The following is a 20,884-nucleotide window of genomic DNA, read 5'->3' as shown; positions in this document are numbered from 1 at the left end:
CCCACAGTGACAAGTTGTTACAACGTCTTCTTCACCAGTTCCCGCGTAAAGAACTCCAGCGTGTCACCTTCCTCGACAACGACTTTTCGCGTAGTTTTGAGGCTGAGCCCACACATTTCACCCTCAAACACCTCTTTGGCTTCCTGATGTTGACGCTGGACGGACGATACTTCAACCTCGGCAATATGCTCATCGCCACGCTTCAGGCGCGCCAACAGGCCCTTATAAACCTTACCCGTCATCACTTCACCACCAGCGATCACCTCTTCGCGCACCGTTCGGAACACGCCCTTAACGCTCAGCTGGCCGACCTCGGTCTCGACGACCTCTGGGGCCAGTAACGCTTCCATGGATTGCTTGGCGTTATCAAGTAGTTCATAAATCACTCGATACAGCCGCACCTCAACATGCTCACGTGCTGCCAGGCGCTTCACTGCTGGCGGCAGATCAACATTAAAACCATAAATGACCGTGTTCTCGCCAACTGCCAGATGAATGTCATTTTCTGAAATATTACCAACCCCACTACCGATGACATGTAGATCCACCAAGCCACCTGTATCAATCAATTTCAGGCTATCAATCACCGACGTGAGCGACCCCTGAACATCAGCCTTGACGAGAACATTGAACGACTCAGCGTCATGCTGCTGACTCATCATTTTCAAAATATCCGAGCTGGTGACATTGGTGCTGGCAGCCATTTTTTCCTGCTCTAGGCGCGCTGCCTGCGCCAAATGCCGCGCCTCTTTCTCATTTTTAGCCAACCGAAAGCTATCACCAAACTGCGGCAGCTCCTTAAATCCAGTTACGTTAACAGGTGTACTCGGGCCGGCCATTTTCATTGTCTGACCACGAAAGTCCGACATTGTTCGTACTCGACCGTACGCCGTGCCGGCCACCAGATAATGCGCTGGTTTTAGCTGACCGTGCTCGACGAGTAGCCCAACCACCGCGCCGCGCCCAGTTTCCATATGTGCCTCAATTACCAAGCCCTCCGCCGGGACATCCTCATCCGCCCGTAGATCTTCCATATCTGCTACGAGTAGCACCATGTCAAGCAGCTTATCCAAATTCTGGCCAGTTTTAGCACTGACTTCCACCATCACCGTATCGCCGCCCCACTCCTCAGGATTAAGGCCATGCTCAGATGCCAGTTGCGTTTTTACCAGCTGTGGGTTGGCGGTATCTTTGTCAATTTTATTGATCGCCACCACGATTTTCGCGTTAGCCGAACGGGCAAATCGAATCGCCTCGACCGTCTGCGGCTTGACGCCATCGTCAGCCGCTACCACAATAATCACCACATCAGTCAGCACCGCACCATGTTGCCGCAGCGCTGCAAATGCCTCATGCCCTGGAGTGTCGAGCAGTGTAATCATCCGCCCATTACGCCTCGTTTGGTAGGCACTAATGTGTTGCGTAATACCACCGGCCTCGCCTGCAGCAGTCTTGTTACCCAAAATCGCATCCAGCAAGCTCGTCTTGCCGTGATCAACATGCCCCATCACCGCCACAATCGGTGGACGCGGCACTGCCCGTTCCGACAGCGTATGCTCCACACGCGCATGACCAACGGCCGCCTCCTTTTTCTTAAGCGTTACCTCAAGGCCCAGCTCTTCAACGATGATCGACGCCGTCTCAAAGTCCAGTCGCTGATTAATCGTCGCCGCGATACCATTCTTAAACAGCTCGCCAATGAGCGTCGTGACCGGTAGATTCAAGGTGGTAGCGAGCTCTCCGACGGTTACTGAATCTGCGATTGCGACAATCTTTTCTGTCATCTGCTCGTGCTCCTTTCATCGCCCGTGTGACACTCCCGGCGAACTGTTTACGTTACTCTTTTTCTATAGGCTATTTTTTCTTGCCGCCAGCCAGCGACAGCGAAATTTTGCGATTATCTTTATCAATTTCGAGCACCGCAAAGGTCTTGCGCTCATTTAATGTAAAGACTTTCTCCGGGTCAGTCCCATCGCCACCCAGCTCCGAAACGTGAACGAGAGCCTCGACGGCCGGACTCAACTGCACAAACGCACCAAACGGTGTAATCCGTGTGACTGTGCCTTCGACGTCCTCGCCTGACTTGAACTGCTCCACTTCATCCAGCCATGGGTCCTTCGTCAGTTGCTTCATGCTCAAGCTGAGGCGCTCCTTATCAATAGCGATAATCTTTGCCTCCACAGTCTGGCCAACCTTGACGTAATCACTCGGATTGTTGACCCGCTCCCAGCTAATTTCTGAGATGTGAATCAGTCCCTCAATTCCCTCAACGTTCACAAATACGCCAAAGTCTACCACGCCAGTCACGATACCCTTGACGGTATCGCCGACTGACAATTTCTCAAACCGCTCCGCCAGGCCCTCTTTGATGGCTTCTTTTTCGGAAAAGATGAGCTTATTCGCCTTGCGATCAGCATCCAAAATCCGTACGCGAATCTCTTTGTTGACCAGCACGTTAAGCCGCTGCAAGATCTCGTCCTTGTCACTTGAACCAACTCGCGGATAATGCTCAGCCGATAGCTGCGATACCGGCAAGAAACCGCGCACCCCTTCATATTCAGCCAACAGACCACCACGATTGGCGTCATACGGCGTCACCGTTACAATTTCACCGCTCTCCAATTTGGCTGCAACCTCGTCCCAACCACGATCGCGCGCCGCTTTACGCATACTGAGCAGTGAATAACCGTTGTCCAGCTCAACCTCGACAACACTCGCAGTTACCTCATCACCTTCGGCGTAATTGTTCGACATGCTCACCTCGCGGCGCGGCACCAAGCCAACGCCCAAAGGCCCCAGATCAATCAAAACTTCGTGTTTCTTTATTGATAAAATAGTTCCGTGCACAACCTCGCCCGCGGTCAGCTGTTTCACGGAGTCGCTCGCCTGAGCAAGCAGATCGTCCATGGTCAATGGATTTGCCATACGTCCAAATAGACTCCCATATTACGTTAATATTCTTATCCAAGCGGCCTGCCAAAACAGTCACCTCTTGGAGGTCTCGCTTTATTATATCGTAGATAACGCCTCGAGTAAAGAGAAGGAAGCTAAACTACCAACATTGACCGGCGATAAGCAAAGCCCGCGGCCACAATCAGCCCCAACACGAAGCCAACTGCCAACGAGTCAGCCGGCCCAGTTGCTGGTAAGCGGGATGACCCACGGCTATTGTTTTGAGCTGGCGGCGTTGGTTGATTCTGCGCGTGTTGTTGAGGCTGCTGCTGCGCGGACTTATTTGACTCAGCCGAAGAAGTGTCTTTTTTCTCATCGCTCTTCTCGTTCTTCTTTTTGTCGGCCGATTTATCGTCAGTTTTCGTGTTGTTCGTCTCTTTTTGCTGCTCACTCGTCGCAGCATTTTCCGTCGATGAGGCGGCCTGGTTCTGTGCTGATAATTGTCGCAACCCGTATAACGTTGCCAAAGCGATCGCCGCCAAAATAATCCCTACAATCACGTAGATTACGACATATCCTCGCTGGCGGTTCTGCTTCATACTATTATCTCCCTGATGTTACTAATACTTACTGTACCATATTGTCACCGCTCTCGTAAAGGGGTATACTAGCTTCATGATTATTGCGATTGATACTGGAGGCACAAAAACATTAGTCGGACGATTTACCGACAACGGTACACTAGAAACAACAACTCGGTTTGCCACCCCAACAGACATTACGGCGTATATCAAACAGGTCGTTGACACCATCACCGTGATCGCCGAGGGCGCACCTGTTACAGACATCTCGATCGGCCTACCCGGTACCGTCACTGACGGTGTCGCTACATATTGCATTAACCTCGGCTGGTGCGAGGTGCCCATCCGCGACCTCCTGGCCGAGCACTTTCCCGACGCCCAAATCATCCTCGAAAATGATGCCAACCTCGCCGGCCTCGCCAGCATACGTCGCCTTGAACCACAACCAGCCTGCGGCCTCTATGTCACTGTCGGCACAGGCATCGGCACCAGCATTATCCTTAACGGCGCACTCCACCCCAGCCTACGTAGCAGCGAAGCCGGTCATATGCAAATCGCGTATCAGTCAACCATCGATTCGTGGGAAAACCTCGCTTCCGGACGAGCGCTCAGTCAACAGTTTGGTGAATTATCGGACGCAACACCGCCCGAAGCTTGGTTTGAGGCTGCCAAGAGACTCAGCCTAGGACTGCAGGCACTGATCGCTGCTATTCAGCCAAACGTTATCGTTATCGGCGGCGGTGTCGGCCGCTACACTGACAAATTCTCTGCGTCACTAGCCGGACTTATCACCGAGAAACTACCGTCATTCATCACCTGCCCGCACATCGTTGGTGCAGCACACCCCGAGGAGTCTGTACTCTATGGTTGCTACGATAACGCTATCGCCCATCGTTAAGCAGCTGGCCAGCGATTATCCAGAGTATCAGTTCCAGGCTGGCGATGTTTTTTCGTGGTCACACCATTCACGGACTATCACTTATATTAACGAGGCGTCACCAGCTGCTACCGCCCAGCTGCTCCACGAAACCGCCCACGCCATCCTGGGTCATCATCACTATACTCGTGACATCGACCTCATCGCCATGGAACGCCAAGCCTGGGAATTAGCCGTCCGTCAATTAGCCCCGCGATATCACATTACTCTGGCCATGAGTGACGACGTCGTTCAGGATGCGCTTGATAGCTACCGCAAGTGGCTACACGCCCGCAGCACGTGCCCGACATGCAGCGCTGTCGGTATAGAAATCGCCAAGCACCACTATCGCTGTCTCCACTGCGCTAGCAACTGGCGCGTCAACGAAGCTCGATCCTGCGAACTCCGCCGCTACCGTAAATAGCCCTCTACGAAAAGAGGGCTATCGCATCATTTTAAGCAGTGTGGCTACGCGGCCAGTGTCACGTCGTCTTGAGCCGTTGCCTGTACTGTTGATACCGTCGTTGCTGGATTAACGGTTGTCGTGGCCGTCGTCGTTGCCTTACGCCGACGAGAAATGCGACCACCTTTAGCACCAGCGATCCGTGCCAGAGCTGGGTTTGCCGCAAAGCCACCGGTCCGTCCGTTCCGACCGCCCTTCGCGCCGATCTTGGCATAAAAGTCTGGGTCACGCGCTAAGTTTTTCGCTGCCGCTTTCATACCGCCAATTTTTGTACCTGCCATGTGAGTTTTCCTCCCTAATTAAAAAGATTTCCACATCATCTACTATGGAAACCCTCGCCTTTATATATCACACATGATATGTGTTATATATACATCTTATCATACTGCTCATACTTTGTCAACATTTACATAAGCTACTTTTATTGTGAATAAAATATTGCAATCAGCGGTTTACTTCGCTATAATGAGACCTGTCACACCGTGTGACGGCACCTGTTGGAGCTTAGAAATGATGAGTTCCACCACTCAAAAACCACCCTTTCTGCGAGATGGGTGGTTTTTGATTGTGAAAGGAATTTCACTAATAGCTAAAATTGCCTAAATCGAAAATTACCCCGACGACGAGAAAAATACGTATACTCATCTTCAACTTTCCGACTACAAAGCCCGCGTCCATAGAGCTAGCTCAATAACAAAGACGCGGGGCCCCTGACTATACCGTCCTCACTTCAGTACCGATTAATGCACCGCCAACAGCTGCGCCGCCGGTCCAGCACCAGCTGTCATCGCCACAAACTGCGCTCTCGTCCAATAGAGTCGTCCTGCAATCGGGTCATTAACATAGAACCCGAGCGGATCGTGCGGCTCACCGCGAACCCCAACAATGAGGCGTACATGCATCGGTATTGGCCCGCTGACCGTCCGACCTGACGGCGTCCTCCAACTATCAATTTTTGCGCCAATCCGCCATACGCCCCACGCAATGACTGGATTACCGTTATGAATTTGCTGTGCTACGAAATTCGCATTGGCACCATATGCCACTGACGTCCTGCGACCATACTGCCCAGCCGCCCGTGCCACCGGACCAGCATATACACCCCAGCCCGTTCCCGTACCTTGGTTGCCGTTTACGTCGCCCACAAACTGCGCATTCGGATCGTCCCACTCATTTGTCGCCTTGTCTCGTGGTCGTGGACGGTACCCGAAACGCTGCAAAATGTTCCAATCATTATCATGTACACCACGATATGCCAAGGCCATACGCAGCGAGGCCGCTTCGCAGCTTTGGGCGTACGCCTGACGATAGAATGGTACGTTATTGAGTTTGACGACCCGTGAATTAGTTGTGAACGATGTCGCAATTCGCTCTACACTCGGCAGTCCAAATACTGGCTGCACGCCCGGCTCTACCCAAACCTGGACTTGCCGCTGAAAGCCCATATTGACCACCCGAGCAACCATCGTATTACCACGCCAGGAAATACTCTGAACTGTACCAGATGAAACCCTAAGGCGATCCTGGGCGCTCTTGTGGTCAACTGCCTGATCAAAGGTTATCCATACATCCTGCGCCGCTTGATCAACAGTGGTTCGCCGCGGGGACGCCCCCACACCACGCACATGCCCATTAGTGGTAAATATCTTTTTTACTTCCTCGACGAGAACACCTCCACGAGCTGTCCGTAGGCCTTTAGGAATGGTGTATGTGTATGTCTTGCCCGGCTCCAATTTATCTGCCTTGAATACGTACTCGGTATCGCTCCGCCACGAACCATTACCAGCCGTGTCAACCGCTATATTTGGCCGATCCTTTGCATCAATTGCTTCCTGAAACGTCAACTTCAATTCATCTGATGGCGTTACTGAATGCTCTTTAATCGGTGACCCAATCGCCGGTAGTGGCGCACTCTTCACCGTAAAACGTTTTAACTCTTCCTTCTGGGCTTTATCGTATAACTTGAAGGTGTACTGCGTGTCAGGTGCTAGTAGGCCAGCATATTTCCATGAAAATGTTTGATCATCAGACGACTCACGCTTCAGCCCAAGCGCTGGCTCAGTCGTCAATTCTAGATCGCGCAATTTACTCGCCCGCGACCCCAAACGCACCGTCAACGCCTGGTCCATCGCGATCACCTCTTTGCCGTCCAGCGATGTCGTATCCACTCGTGGTGCTTTTTGCGTCTTGAACGATACATCATGGATTGTCGCATTACCAAACAGCGAACGTCTCGCCCCCGGGAACGCCACGGTGTAATTTGTATCAGCTGCCAGTGGCTGGTCGGGCGTAAACTCCATCTCAAAAACGCCGAACAACTGTCGCTTTTCGCGCCACGTACCACGCACTTCTGGCTTAATCTCTGGCCTCACCTCGCCAAGCTGTTGATTAAACTTCAGGCGAATCGGCCGGTCAATCGCCTGCAAATCCTCGTCGGACACGCGCTCAGCGCCGACATTGCCACGCGTTGTGATAACAAACAGCACTCCAACTACTACCACCGTCAATGCAACAATACCGCCACCAATAATAACCCACGATTTTGGCCGCCTCAACCAAGACGCGCACATCACCACAAACCCCCCACGCTCCGACCTCAGGGACTCTGGCTGTTCTGTTTGTTTTTTATCCATTTCCTCATCATTATATCATACTTATGCTACTCGCAAGCGCCTCTGGCAAAAACGAAAAAAGACTCCCTATTCGGAAGTCTTTTTTATAATTCGGCACCGTGCTAGTTTCCCACTTTCGCAGTATAATCGCCGCTGAGGAGCTTAACTTCTGTGTTCGGGATGAGAACAGGTGTTTCCTCCTCGCCATGGGCACCGAAGGAGGGGGTTTAAAGCGCTTGGTTCCACATATACTCGCGTGGTGGGCCAAACCCCTTTCTTCGATGTCCAATCAAATCAGCACGAAATTGAATTGTTAATTGGCTGGTACTTGTTGAAAAGCACCAATTACTAGTCAAGTCTACCTTATCCGCGAGCGTTATGCAAGCATAAACGCTAGCAGACAAGGACATAAAAAGGCAATGGGACTATTAGTACGCTTTAGCTCCATGCATTGCTGCACTTCCACCTTGCGCCTATCAAACAGATAGTCTTTCTGTGTCCTCATAGGGAAACCTTATCTTGAGGTTAGTTTCGCGCTTAATATGCTTTCAGCGCTTATCTAGTCCGCACATAGCTACTCGACAATGCAGCAGGTGGCCACAATCGATACACCAGAGGTGCGTCCGCCCCGGTCCTCTCGTACTAGGGGTAGATCCTCTCAAGTTTCCTATCGTCCATACCGGATATAAACCGAACTGTCTCACGACGTTCTGAACCCAGCTCGCGTACCACTTTAATCGGCGAACAGCCGAACCCTTGGAAGGTGCTCCCCCTCCAGGATGTGATGAGCCGACATCGAGGTGCCAAACAGCGCCGTCTATGTGAACTATTGGGCGCTATAAGCCTGTTATCCCCAGGGTAACTTTTATCCGTTTGCGCTGTCGATCCCACATTCATGTACAAATGTACGTACAGCGGATCACTTGCTCCGACTTTCGTCTCTGATTGGAATGTACTCCTCACAGTCAAGCTGGCTTATGCGCATACACTATCACTTCGATTTCCATCCGAAGTTAGCCAACCTTTGAACGCCTCCGCTACTCTTTAGGAGGCAACCGCCCCAGTTAAACTACCCACCATACACGGTCCGCTAACCGGATAACGGTCAGCGTGAGAACACAATCACAACAAGGGTGGTATTTCACTTGGTGACTCCACAAATACTGGCGTATCTGCTTCAACGTCTCCCACCTATGCTACACATGTTGAAACCGTATTCAATGTAAAGCTGTAGTAAAGCTCCATGGGGTCTTTTCGTCCTGGTACGGACAGACGGCATCTTTACCGCCAATGCACTTTCACCGAGTCCTTCGCTGAGACAGTGCCCACATGATTACTCCATTCGTGCGGGTCAGAACTTACCTGACAAGGAATTTCGCTACCTTAGGACGGTTATAGTTACCGCCGCCATTGACTAGGGCTTCAGTTCGCACCGTGAAGCGCTCCCCTTAACCTTCCAGCATTGGGCAGGAGTCAGCCCCTATACATCCACTTTCGTGTTAGCAGAGACCTGTGTTTTTGATAAACAGTTCCGTGGGCTCTTTTGCTGCGACCCCCACATCGTTAGATGTCAGAGATTCGCGTTCAAAAGAACAATTCATTGCTCTATCTCAGAAAATTCGTTTTGTGATTAAAAATGTACTCTTTAACCTATTATTCACTGAGTGAACGCGGCTGATATCCACCGAAGTGGGGGCAGACCTTATCCCGAAGTTACGGTCGCTGTGTTGCCGAGTTCCTTAGCGAAGGTTCGCTCGTAAGCCTGAGTCTACTCGACTCGAGCACCTGTGTTGGTTTGCGGTACGGGCGGCTAAGTCCACACGTACACCTGCTTTTCTAGCCAGGGCTTTCACCAAAATCGCGACTCCGAAGAGTCACTTTCACTCCCTTTGCGTTCCCGCTCGGTTGGACGGATAAACCATGAATCCGCTTCGATTACTTCCCCGTGAACAGTGTACAAAACTTAACCGGTTCAGGAATATTAACCTGATGTCCATCGCCTACGCTCTGCGCCTCGGCTTAGGCCCGACTAACCCTGAGATGATTACCATGGCTCAGGAAACCTTGCTCTTACGGCCGAGAGGATTCTCACCTCTCTTATGGTTACTCATTCCAGCATTCTCACTTCCTACCGCTCCACCGAACCTTCCGATTCGACTTCACTGCTGATAGGAACGCTCCTCTACCGCCCATACTAATGTATAGACCCATATCTTCGGTATAACGTTTTAGCCCCGTTACATTTTCCACGCAAGATCTCTTGACTAGTGAGCTGTTACGCACTCTTTAAATGAATGGCTGCTTCTAAGCCAACATCCTAGCTGTTTAAGAAATCTCACCTTGTTTCCCACTGAACGTTAATTTAGGGACCTTAGATGATGGTCTGGGCTGTTTCCCTTTCGAGCGACGAACTTAGCTCCGCCGTTCTAACTGCCGTGATTCCGCATACGGTATTCGTAGTTTGTTAAGGGTGGGTACAGTTGCCCGCCCCAGTCCTTTACAGAGCTCTACCCCCGTATGTTACGACACGACGCCAGTCCTAAAACTGTTTCGAGGAGAACCAGCTATCTCCGAGTTCGATTGGCATTTCACCGCTAACCACAAGTCATCCAAACACTTTGCTGCGTATCCTGGTTCGGTCCTCCACCACCTGTTACAGTGGCTTCAACCTGCTCATGGTTAGGTCACCCGGTTTCGGGTCTAATCCTTACAACTAAACGCCCTATTCAGGCTCGCTTTCACTGTGGCTCTGTCAATTGACTTAACCTCGCTGTAAAAATTAACTCGCTGGATCGTTCTACAAAAAGCACGCCGTCACCGGACAAGCCGGCTCCGACTCCTTGTAGGCACTAAATTTCAGGATCTATTTCACTCCCCTCCCGGGGTTCTTTTCACCTTTCCATCACTGTACTAGTTCACTATCGATCGTATATTATATTTAGCCTTGGCTGGTGGTCCAGCCAGATTCAAACAGGGTTTCTCGTGCCCCGTCCTACTCGATAAAACATACATAAGGTCAGCGTCGTTTTCGCGTACACGGCTTTCACGTTCTTTGGCTAGTCATTCAAACTATTCTGCTAACCACGCAATTTTCTTACCTTACTACCAGTTGATAGCCTGGCATCGCAAATCAGATACCTTCAAATTGCTCTGAAGTTCTCTGACTTGGTCATATGTAATATCACAACCCCTTATTAAGTATTCGTCTATCAACTTATTTGCCTAAATAAATAGGCAAAAACTTAAAAGGTTTGGGCTGTTGCGATTTCGCTCGCCACTACTTTCGCAATCGTTATTTACTTTCTCTTCCTCATCCTACTAAGATGTTTCAGTTCAGATGGTTCCCGCTCGCTTGCCTATGTGTTCAGCAAGTGGCAACATGACATGACTCATGCTGGGTTTCCCCATTCGGAAATCCCCGGATCAAAGCTTGTTGACAGCTTCCCGAGGCTTATCGCAGTCTTCCACGTCCTTCTTCGGTAATATACGTCTAGGCATCCATTTAGCGCCCTTGAGTACCTTTTTATGCATTGACTTAACTAGTAATTGCTACTTTGCAATTATCTGTTACCGTCAATTAAAAACTCAATTTCTTTTACTCTCAAATTGTTAATGATCATGCCTCGCATTTTGAGTGCACAATAGATTTGTTAAAAACTTAACACATCTGTCTGCATTCAACCAGTCATGCTTCACTGCCCTCGCACGTTTTCGCAGTGTATTGCCAGAGGTTCTCCTGAACATTCGCGTAACTAGTAATCAACTATACAGCAGCCGCAGCTGTTTTGCAAGAGTTTTTTCAAAGTTTTTTTGTCTTTTTTGGCTCGCTGCGAAAATCCGCACCAACTGCCTCAGAAATGTGGGAAAAACCATCCTTTTTCAATAGCTCCGCTAGCTCGCGATTGATCCGCCCGATTAGCTGCGGACCCTCAAAAAACAGCCCGGTAATCAGCCCCACCAGGCTGGCGCCAGCCTTAATTTTGGCATACGCATCCTCAGCCGAAAACACCCCGCCGACGCCAATGATCGTCAACCGGTCGCCATATTTCTTATACGCGTGACGAATCAGCTCCAAACTATGCTCGCGCGCCGGCTCGCCGCTCAATCCGCCGCGGATTTCATCAGTCAGAGGATCTTTGATGTCAATTTTACTACGGTCTTTCACCAGATTAGCCACCGTTACGCCCTGAATATTATGCCGAACAATAACTTTCAGCAGTGAATCGAATTGTTTTATATCGTACAAATGCGGCATTTTCACCCAAAACGGCACATCGCGCGGCACGCTGTCAAGTGCTGTTAATAATGCATCAAGCGGCTCTGCCTCAATAAACGGCTCCTTACCGGCGTTGGGGCAGGATATATTAATTTCTACAACACTCGCCAATTTGTTGTCACTAATATATTCTGTTGCTTTTTTCACATCGTCAATAATCGCTTCCTTCGTTAGTCGAGTACCCATACGCTCACGTGTTGTTTTATTTGCTACGACTGCCACCGACACAACTGTTGGCATGTTATCCAACCGCCGTCGATTACGACGAATATATCTGCTAATCTTTCTGAGACCATAATTTGGCATACCGGCATACACCACCACCGACTTTGTCCTCGGCAAACGATGAAACCATGGCCGCCGATTCCCTTTCCTCGGCTCTAGCGTCACCGACCCGCCCGAAGCAAACCCAAAGCCAACATCCTCCATCAGCGGCGACAGCTGGACATTTTTATCAAATCCTGCCGATAAGCCAATCGGATTACAAAAAGTAATGCCGCCCACCTCCTGTCGGAGCGACTTATCCTGAAAACTCCATGACTTACGAATGGCCCACCGAACAGGCGGCAACGCCTGTGCCACACGACCACAGAAAACAATCAGCTTATGCGTAAAGTCTGGCGTTAGCAAAAATAATAACGGTTTGATAACATGCTTATACATCTACTTACAGTATAGGGTAATTATCTATTAAAAGCGATATTATCCGGGTTTATATTCCATGAGGCAGTATTCATCCGAAACTTCCTGGCATCGTAACCAGCCTCCTCGATGACCCGCTGCCTATGATCTGTTAATGACTCTTCGCCATCCAACCCTACCGGATTTTCCCCAACCGCAAAACCAGGAGCGATGGCTAATGGGATAGCTCCCGTTTCCCTACCTTCAAAAGCACCCTCATACTGAGAATAAACTTCTTCAACTATCCTCAGTAATTTGTCTTGATTACCCCCACCGTACCGCTGTCGATATTTGTCAGAAAAAGCATAGAGCTCTTCGATATGCCGGCGCACTCCTGTCTTGTAAAACTCGACATCATCGGGGTTGTTCACTGACGTGTCGGTATCAAGCCGCCCCAGTACCTCTTCTATGGAATTACCTGGCATCTTTCTTGCCTCATCAAACGATTGAGGGAGTCCAGCGTATCGCTCCGCAGAAGACGCATTGAGGGCAGTACCCCCCATCGCCCGTTGCTTATAGATGATTTCACGCGCTATCTCATAAAAAGCTGCGTGCTTAAGGCCTTGATCAAACGCAAGGTGCGCAATAGTACTCTTGTTAGTGTCGTCAAGATCACCGTAGGCAGAAAACTGCTGCACAAAACCTAAGCGTTCACTATATGGGTTATTTTCTAAATTATGTTTGTTCTTTACCATATACGTTTGGTATAGTAACATAGTTTACCACATATGTCAATATCGACACCTCCAAATAAAAACACCCCAAACGGGATGGCTGTTTATTTGGTGGGCGACAAGGGACTCGAACCCCTGACCCTCTCGGTGTAAACGAGATGCTCTAGCCAACTGAGCTAGTCGCCCTTGTCAAAAAGTATGATAGGAAGGACTACCCTCTAGACGATCATTATATCTCACTCTGCTCAATACAATGACGTTATGGTGGGCGATGAGGGACTTGAACCTCCGACCTCGTCATTATCAGTGACGCGCTCTAACCAGCTGAGCTAATCGCCCTCATTGCAGTCTTGGTGGAGTGTCGTAGACGTAAGCCTACTTCACCCCATATGGTGGAGGCACAGGGACTCGAACCCTGGACCCCCTGCTTGCAAAGCAGGTGCTCTAGCCAACTGAGCTATGCCCCCATCTCGCCAAGACTTTATTCATTGTACCGTATCTTTTTTATTCTGGCAAGTGTATAATGGGGATATGTATTATAAATTTACCTTTGGATCTTTTTTTGTCGGCCTCATCGTTTTGATTATCGGCGCCATCATGACCGTATATCATCAAAAACTGGCAGACAATCTCGCGAGCGGTATCAGCAGCTACGAGCGCTTTAAGTTCTGGGGTCTGGTCGTCTGTGGAGTTGGCTTTGGGATTATGCTGTGTCTCCACACTATCCCGCTAGGCTGGCTGGCAGAATCGCTATTCGGTCGCCGATAGTTCCGCAGCCATCGCCATATCGCGTTCTGCCTATGCTCAGCCACACTGAAAGGAAAGGCCCCGTCATTAGTCATAGACGACAAAACGCCCTCCAAACAGGAGGGCGTTTTTATATTAACAACTTGATTGTGCAATTCATCAATCGGCTCATCGTAGAGAAGGTTTTGAACTTTGTCTCGTCCTCGAGAGGACTATTGTAAATATGTAAGCTCAGCATATTTACGAGACCGACCTAGCTCAACTTGTGATTGCTCGACAAGCTGGCATCTATTCTCCCTAGAAAGGAGGTAATCCATCCGCACCTTCCGGTACGGATACCTTGTTACGACTTAACCCCAATCATGCCCCCCACCTTAGGCCGACGAATCGGACTTCGGGTGTTGGTCACTTTCATGGTTTGACGGGCGGTGTGTACAAGACCCGGGAACGTATTCACCGCAACTTGCTGATTTGCGATTACTAGCGATTCCGACTTCATGGAGGCGAGTTTCAGCCTCCAATCCGAACTGGGACTAGCTTTGATGCGATTTGCTTCACCTCGCGGCTTCGCTGCGCATTGTACTAGCCATTGTATTACGTTTCTAGCCCAGGACGTAAGGGAAATACTGACCTGACATCATCCCCTCCTTCCTCCCCGTTACCGGGGCAGTCCAAGTAGAAAAATACAACTACTTGCAAGGGTTGCGCTCGTTGAAGGACTTAACCTAACATCTCACGACACGAGCTGACGACGGCCATGCATCACCTGTCACAGGGTTCCAAAAGGCACAGTCTACTTTCGCAGACCTTCCCTAGATGTCAAGCCCTGGTAAGGTTCTTCGGTTATCATCGAATTAAAGAACATAATCCACCGCTTGTGCGGGTCCCCGTCAATTCCTTTATGTTTTAGCCTTGCGGCCGTACTCCACAGGCGGGATACTTAACGCGTTAGCTTCGCTACTGAAGGGGTCGATACCTCCAACAGCTAGTATCCATCGTTTACGGCGTGGACTACCCGGGTATCTAATCCGGTTCGCTCCCCACGCTTTCGTGCCTTAGCGTCAGAAATGGCCCAGTAACCTGCCTACGCCATTGGTGTTCCTTCTTATATCTACGGATTTCACTCCTACACAAGAAATTCCAGTTACCTCTACCATTCTCGAGTAAGCCAGTTTGAATAATAGTCTGTATGGTTGAGCCACCAGGTTTCACTATTCACTTGACTTACCGCCTACGCAACTCTTTACGCCCAGTCACTCCGGATAATGCTTGCACCCTACGTATGACCGCGGCTGCTGGCACGTAGTTAGCCGGTGCTTATTCATGAGTTACCGTCATATTCTTCACTCATAAAAGAAGTTTACAACCCGAAGGCCTTCATCCTTCACGCGGCGTTGCTCCATCAGGCTTTCGCCCATTGTGGAAGATTCCTCACTGCTGCCTCCCGTAGGAGTCTGGACCGTGTCTCAGTTCCAGTCTGGCTGATCATCCTCTCAGACCAGCTATGGATCGTCGGCTTGGTGAGCCATTACCTCACCAACAACCTAATCCAACGCAGGCTTCTCCCAAAGCGGATAAATCCTTTAATCCGAAGACCATATGCGGTATTAGCTACCCTTTCGGGCAGTTATCCCTCACTTTGGGGCAAATTCCTACGCGTTACTCAGCCGTTCGCCGCTCGCCGGCATTCTGCACTATCAGTTTGAAATCACCCCAGACACTCACTCCTTTGGAAATGATGCGGCTGACTTCCCTTCGGAAATCCCCGCGTCCAGGCTTCAAGTTGATAGTGCAGAACCCGCTGCCGCTCGACTTGCATGTGTTAGGCACGCCGCCAGCATTCATCCTGAGCCAGGATCAAACTCTCCGTTAAAAATCTACTTTGTATCAAAGTATTAAGGCTCTACAAAAATATAAACTGACGATGATATTGCACAATCAAATTGTTAAAGACCATAGTCGGGTTTGTGTGCCGCTTTCGCTTCACCTAACAAATTAGCGTGATTGTCGCTTGGCTCGCACTCCAGCAACCAGACTGATATTCATCTTACCTGATATTAGTGGTCAGGTCAAGAGTTATTAGCAATTATTTTGTAGCGAAAATTACAACAAATGTTACAATCGCGCCCACGGCCGCCCCGACAAGCATTTCTGGCAGTGTATGACCATGCGCCACCCTAATCGTCGACAGTTTTGGATAATCTTTTCGCACCACTCTATTGAGCAAGTCACCTTGCTGTCCAGAGGAGAACCGCACCATCACCGCATCATACAATACGATCGCCGCGAACCACGCAGCTAGGCCAAACAGCGGACTCTCCCATCCCTGGTAGTAGCCGATAGTCAGCGCAAGCGACACCACCGTTGCACTGTGAGCGCTCGGCATACCACCCGAAAATAATACTGGCGAACGGGGGTTCGACTGCGTAACTCGACGATTGCGGCCAAACAGCCGGGCCAGATGCTTTGATGACTGCGCTACAAACCACGCGATGCCCGGTATCAGGATGTATTGCATCGGCACTTGGCTAATCCTCCTCGTCTGGACGCTTCTCCATTAGGCCAATCGACGACACCGCGTCGCCATCGCTCAACCGCATAATCGTCACACCCTGAGTTGTTCGACCGAGCAACTTGATGTCACTCAAGCCCAGACGAATTGTTTGACCATTTTGCGATACCAACAGTGCTTCGTTCATCGTCGGATCAATCGTCTGCACTGAAATGATTGGGCCAGTCTTTGCCGTCACAATTGCCGCCTTTATCCCTACACCACCGCGCTTATGACTTGGGAAGTTAGTCACTTTCGTGCGCTTACCAAAGCCCTTTTCGCTAATGACCAGTAGTGTCTGCTCATCGCTGGTAACAATATCCATACCAACAACGCAATCGTTCGGACGTAGACGCACCCCGCGTACGCCACGAGCCGCTCGACCCATCGGCCGGGCATCCTGCTCGTTGAAACGAATCGCCTGGCCAGCTGATGTTGAAATAATTACATCACTTTTACCATCTGTTTTCTTGATCCAGCGCAGCTCGTCACCATCGTCTAGCTTAATAGCAATGAGCCCATTTGTCCGAATATTGGCGTAGTCACCAAGCGGCGTCTTTTTGACCGTACCGTTCTTAGTCGCCATAAACAGATAACCTTGATCACCAGCATTCTTCTCGTGTTTAATGATAGCGGTGATCTTCTCTTCTGGCTGTAGCTGGAGCAGGTTCACCGCCGCCACACCTTTGGCACTGAGACTGGCAGCTGGCACTTCATACGCCTTCAGACGGAAAATCCGACCTCGATTCGTAAAGAACAACAAATAGTCATGGGTATTTGCTGGCACCACCTGGTCAATGATATCCTCCTCTTTGGTGGTCATGCCGCGCTTGCCCTTGCCACCACGGTTTTGCTTGCGATAGTCACTGAGCAGGGTCCGCTTGATGTAATTCTCACCAGTCAGCAAAATGACCGCCTCCTCATCCGGAATTAGCTCCTCGTCAGAGAACTTACCCAGCTCATGGTTGATAATTTTACTACGCCGCTCGTCGCCATACTTTTCCTTCATCTCCAGGAGCTCAGTCTTGATGATATTCAAGATCTCTTGCTCGTCGGCCAAGATAGCCTCTAACCTTGCGATCAGTTTCAGAAGCTCGCGCAGTTCATTTTCAACCGCTTCACGCTCAAGTCCAGTCAGGCGTCTCAGCTGCATCGCCAAAATAGCCTTGGCCTGGATCTCGCTCAGTCCAAACTTAGCGCGCAGATTCTTTTCCGCTTCATCCTGAGTTTTTGAGGCACGAATCGTCTTGATCACCTCGTCGATATGATCCAGTGCAATCTTGTAGCCCTCCAGAATATGCGCTCTTGCCTTAGCTTTTTTCAGCTCAAACTCAGTACGGCGGCGCACCACAGATTGACGGTGTTTCACAAATTCGCTCAAGATATCGTGCAAGCCTAAAATCCGTGGCTGCATGGTATTGACCAGTGCCAGCATGTTGTAATTAAAACTTGTTTGTAAAGCTGTTAATTTATACAGCTGGTTCAGCACCTTCTTTGGATACGCATCTTTTTTCAGCTCGATGACAATGCGGACCTTACCTCGAGAACTTTCATCGCGCAGGTCAGCCAGTTGTACTCGCTTTTCTTTATGCAATTCACCAATCTTTTCAATTAGTGTTGCTTTATTTACACCATACGGGATCTCTGTGACGACGATCTGATGTCGCCCCTTCTTGGTCTCCTGAATCTCTGCCACCGCCCGCATCATTACACTACCGCGACCAGTCGCATATGCCTGACGCATCGGCGCGCCTCCATAGACAATTGCCCCCGTCGGAAAATCCGGACCCTTAACGTGCTTCAGTAAATCATCAACCGTCGCCTCAGGATTATTGATCAGCTCAACCGTCGCATCCACCAACTCGCCCAGGTTATGCGTCGGGATACTCGTCGCCATACCAACAGCGATACCAATCTGACCGTTCAGTAGCAGGTTTGGTAATTTTGCCGGCAACACAATTGGCTCACGCTCTGAACCATCAAAGTTATCCTTGAAATCAACCGTTTCTTTCTCGATGTCAGTTAGTAGTTCTTCAGCCGGCTTATCGAGTCGCGCCTCAGTATAACGGTGAGCGGCTGGTGGATCTCCGTCCATTGAGCCAAAATTTCCTTGGCCCTGCACCAAGGTATAGCGCATCGCCCAATCCTGCGCCAAGCGCACCATTGAATCATAAATCGCCGAGTCACCATGCGGGTGATATTTACCCATCACGTCACCGATGATACGCGCTGATTTGACGAACTTTGCAGTACTACGGTTGCCGTTTTGATTCATTGAATACAAAATACGGCGATGTACGGGCTTTAGACCATCGCGCACGTCCGGTAGTGCCCGATCAACAATGACACTCATCGAATAGCGGAAGAAATTATCCTGCATCACATGTTCGAGTCGACGTCGCTCCAAGCCTGTTGGCGTCTCGGTTACCATGTCTGGCGTCGCCTCAATTGACTCGTGGTCACCGGTTGATTGTATCTGTTTGTCCTGATCACTCATGATTAAATATCCAAATCCTCCAAGTTAGCATTTTTTGCCCAGCTTTGAATAAAGTTTTTGCGCAAACTCACGTCATCGCCCATCAACCGCGTAAAGATCGCATCCGCCTCTTCGGCGTCTTCCACGCTGACTTGAATCAATACACGATTTTCTGGATTCATCGTTGTCTCCCACAGCTGGTCGGCATCCATCTCACCAAGACCCTTAAATCGTGAAATTGTCACGCCAGCCTGCTTGGTGACATCTTGTTCATCATCGATTGCTGTACCACGACTTTTCTTATCGGCAATTAGGCTCGCCAATACTTTGTCTTTCTCATCCTCATCATACGCATAAATCTTCTTCTGCCCACGGTTGATTGAGTACAACGGTGGCTTGGCAAGGTACACATAGCCACCCTCAACCACCTCTTTCATATAGCGGAACAGGAATGTCAAAAGCAACGTCGCGATATGACTACCGTCAACATCAGCATCGGTCATGATGATAATCTTGTGGTAACGCAAACCATTGATGTCAAACTGATCGCCAATGCCAACACCAAATGCCTGGATCATCGCTACGATCTCTTTATTGGCAAACATTTTATCAAGCCGAGCTCGCTCAGTGTTCAACACCTTACCACGAAGCGGCAAAATTGCCTGGGTTTTACTGTCACGACCCTCTTTGGCTGAACCCGCTGCTGAGTTACCCTCAACAATATAAATTTCGCTATCACTCGGGCTTTTACTTGAACAGTCCCATAACTTACCCGGCAGCCCCATACCATCAAGCGCACCCTTACGAATCACATTGTCGCGAGCTGCTCGCGCTGCCTTACGCGCCCGGGCCGCTAAGGTCGCCTTGCCGACAATTTTCTTAGCAATACTCGGGTTTTCCTCGAGATAATACGCAAAATACTCGTTCATCACTTGCTCGACATAACGACGCATTTCTGGATTACCGAGCTTATTTTTGGTCTGACCTTCAAACTGTGGATCAGGCAATTTAACCAAGATAATTGCCGTCAAGCCCTCGCGAATGTCGTCACCGGTCAGGTTATCTTCCTTTTCTTTCAGCAGGCCATTCTTACGCGCGTAGTCGTTGATGACCCTCGTTAAGGCTGAGCGAAAACCGATCAAGTGTGTACCGCCATCTGGTGTTAGCACGTTGTTGGCGAACGGCTTTACTGTCTCAATGTAAGTATCATTATACTGTACGGCAATCTCTACCATGCAATCTTCAACCTGTCTCTCAACATAAAAGACATCGTTTGATAAAACATCTTTACCAATGTTGAGGTGCTTCACGTAGCTCTGAATACCGCCCTCAAAGTAAAATGACTGTCGCTCACCTGTTCGATTATCGATAACCGAGGTGTGCACGCCTTTGGTGAGGTATGCCTGGTGGCGCAGATAACTAACCACCCACTTATAGTCAAACTCCACCGTCTCCTTAAAAATCGTTGGATCTGGGTAGAATATTATGCGCGTCCCGGTTGGCCGATCGGTTTTACCGACCTTTTCGAGCGGCTCAACGATACTGCCAGCCGCAAACACCACGCGATACAGCTGACCATCACGCACTACTTCAGCGATCATTTTGGTTGAAAGCGCGTTTACCACGCTTGAGCCTACGCCGTGGAGTCCAGATGACACTTTGTAGCCGCCGCCGCCAAACTTACCACCAGCATGCAGCACTGTCAGCACGGTTTCTAGAGTAGACAAACCAGTTTTTGGATGTTTATCAACCGGAATACCGCGCCCATCATCAGTCACCTGCACACCACCGTCTTCTAACAGCACCACCTCTACTCTCGTCGCATGGCCTGCGATTGCCTCGTCAATTGAGTTATCAGCGATCTCCTTGATCAAATGGTGAATACCATCATACCCCGTGCTACCAATGTACATTCCCGGCCGCTTACGCACCGGTTCGAGACCCTCCAAAACCTGGATTTGCGAGCCATCGTAGGCTTGCTTATCTGTTTGTTTAGCCATGCTTCCCTCACTATT

13 protein-coding genes, 3 tRNA genes and 3 rRNA genes are annotated in these 20,884 nt (G+C 49.9%); 3 read left to right on the top strand and 16 right to left on the bottom strand.

Features of this window, described 5'->3' with window-relative positions:
* Positions 1-17 precede the first annotated feature (17 nt).
* The 3 genes from FBF24_00795 to FBF24_00785 form a co-directional block, all read right to left on the bottom strand.
* Positions 18-1,784, bottom strand: a complete 1,767-nt coding sequence (locus tag FBF24_00795) for a translation initiation factor IF-2 (GenBank protein ID QCT40430.1) — start codon at positions 1,782-1,784, stop codon at positions 18-20.
* Positions 1,785-1,854: 70 nt separating this feature from the next.
* Positions 1,855-2,925 carry a S1 RNA-binding domain-containing protein gene (locus tag FBF24_00790; GenBank protein QCT40429.1) on the bottom strand — a complete coding sequence of 357 codons (1,071 nt, stop codon included), beginning with the start codon at positions 2,923-2,925 and terminating at the stop codon, positions 1,855-1,857.
* 122 nt (positions 2,926-3,047) lie between these two features.
* Positions 3,048-3,491: a hypothetical protein gene (locus FBF24_00785; GenBank protein QCT40428.1), complete on the bottom strand. Its 444-nt coding sequence runs from the start codon at positions 3,489-3,491 to the stop codon at positions 3,048-3,050.
* 76 nt (positions 3,492-3,567) lie between these two features.
* Here FBF24_00785 and FBF24_00780 point away from each other — a divergent pair, with 76 nt between their 5' ends.
* Positions 3,568-4,371, top strand: a complete 804-nt coding sequence (locus tag FBF24_00780; GenBank protein QCT40427.1) for an ROK family protein — start codon at positions 3,568-3,570, stop codon at positions 4,369-4,371.
* The gene (locus FBF24_00775; GenBank protein ID QCT40426.1) at positions 4,337-4,813 is read left to right on the top strand and encodes a hypothetical protein; all 477 of its coding nucleotides are present in this window, start codon (positions 4,337-4,339) and stop codon (positions 4,811-4,813) included. The genes FBF24_00780 and FBF24_00775 overlap by 35 nt, the downstream gene beginning before the upstream one ends.
* Positions 4,814-4,857: 44 nt before the next feature.
* Here the strand turns inward: FBF24_00775 and FBF24_00770 are convergent, their stop codons facing one another.
* From FBF24_00770 to FBF24_00730, 9 genes are all read right to left on the bottom strand, one after another.
* The gene (locus FBF24_00770) at positions 4,858-5,133 is read right to left on the bottom strand and encodes a hypothetical protein (protein ID QCT40425.1); all 276 of its coding nucleotides are present in this window, start codon (positions 5,131-5,133) and stop codon (positions 4,858-4,860) included.
* A gap of 459 nt (positions 5,134-5,592) precedes the next feature.
* Positions 5,593-7,485 (bottom strand): hypothetical protein, encoded by a 1,893-nt coding sequence (locus FBF24_00765; protein ID QCT40424.1) that lies wholly within the window; start codon positions 7,483-7,485, stop codon positions 5,593-5,595.
* 88 nt (positions 7,486-7,573) lie between these two features.
* Positions 7,574-7,682, bottom strand: a 5S ribosomal RNA gene (gene rrf, locus FBF24_00760).
* Positions 7,683-7,872: 190 nt separating this feature from the next.
* A 23S ribosomal RNA gene (locus tag FBF24_00755) occupies positions 7,873-10,986 on the bottom strand.
* A gap of 277 nt (positions 10,987-11,263) precedes the next feature.
* A complete protein-coding gene (gene pyrD / locus FBF24_00750) occupies positions 11,264-12,403 on the bottom strand; it encodes a dihydroorotate dehydrogenase (quinone) (protein QCT40423.1) in 1,140 nt (379 codons plus the stop codon).
* Positions 12,404-12,423: 20 nt separating this feature from the next.
* Entirely contained in the window at positions 12,424-13,116 is a 693-nt protein-coding gene (locus FBF24_00745; protein ID QCT40422.1) for a hypothetical protein, read from the bottom strand.
* A gap of 88 nt (positions 13,117-13,204) precedes the next feature.
* A tRNA-Val gene (locus tag FBF24_00740) sits at positions 13,205-13,281 on the bottom strand.
* Between the two features lie 76 nt (positions 13,282-13,357).
* A tRNA-Ile gene (locus tag FBF24_00735) sits at positions 13,358-13,434 on the bottom strand.
* 51 nt (positions 13,435-13,485) lie between these two features.
* Positions 13,486-13,562, bottom strand: a tRNA-Ala gene (locus FBF24_00730).
* A gap of 64 nt (positions 13,563-13,626) precedes the next feature.
* Between FBF24_00730 and FBF24_00725 the strand changes: the two genes are divergently transcribed.
* Positions 13,627-13,863 (top strand): hypothetical protein, encoded by a 237-nt coding sequence (locus FBF24_00725; GenBank protein ID QCT40421.1) that lies wholly within the window; start codon positions 13,627-13,629, stop codon positions 13,861-13,863.
* Positions 13,864-14,140: 277 nt separating this feature from the next.
* On the opposite strand, the gene FBF24_00720 is transcribed toward FBF24_00725, so the two are convergent.
* From FBF24_00720 to gyrB, 4 genes are all read right to left on the bottom strand, one after another.
* A 16S ribosomal RNA gene (locus FBF24_00720) occupies positions 14,141-15,718 on the bottom strand.
* 210 nt (positions 15,719-15,928) lie between these two features.
* Positions 15,929-16,360: a divergent PAP2 family protein gene (locus tag FBF24_00715; GenBank protein ID QCT40420.1), complete on the bottom strand. Its 432-nt coding sequence runs from the start codon at positions 16,358-16,360 to the stop codon at positions 15,929-15,931.
* A gap of 10 nt (positions 16,361-16,370) precedes the next feature.
* Entirely contained in the window at positions 16,371-18,824 is a 2,454-nt protein-coding gene (gene gyrA, locus FBF24_00710; protein ID QCT41162.1) for a DNA gyrase subunit A, read from the bottom strand.
* A 68-nt stretch (positions 18,825-18,892) separates the two neighbouring features.
* On the bottom strand, positions 18,893-20,869 hold the full coding sequence (gene gyrB, locus FBF24_00705; GenBank protein ID QCT40419.1) for a DNA topoisomerase (ATP-hydrolyzing) subunit B: 1,977 nt from the start codon (positions 20,867-20,869) through the stop codon (positions 18,893-18,895).
* Between the last annotated feature and the right edge of the window lie 15 nt (positions 20,870-20,884).

It is taken from the genome of Candidatus Saccharibacteria bacterium oral taxon 488, assembly GCA_005697215.1.
Lineage (GTDB): Bacteria > Patescibacteriota > Saccharimonadia > Saccharimonadales > Saccharimonadaceae > Nanosynbacter.
The sequence above is the reverse complement of the archived record's forward strand: the minus strand, read 5'-3'. Positions and strand labels throughout refer to the sequence as shown.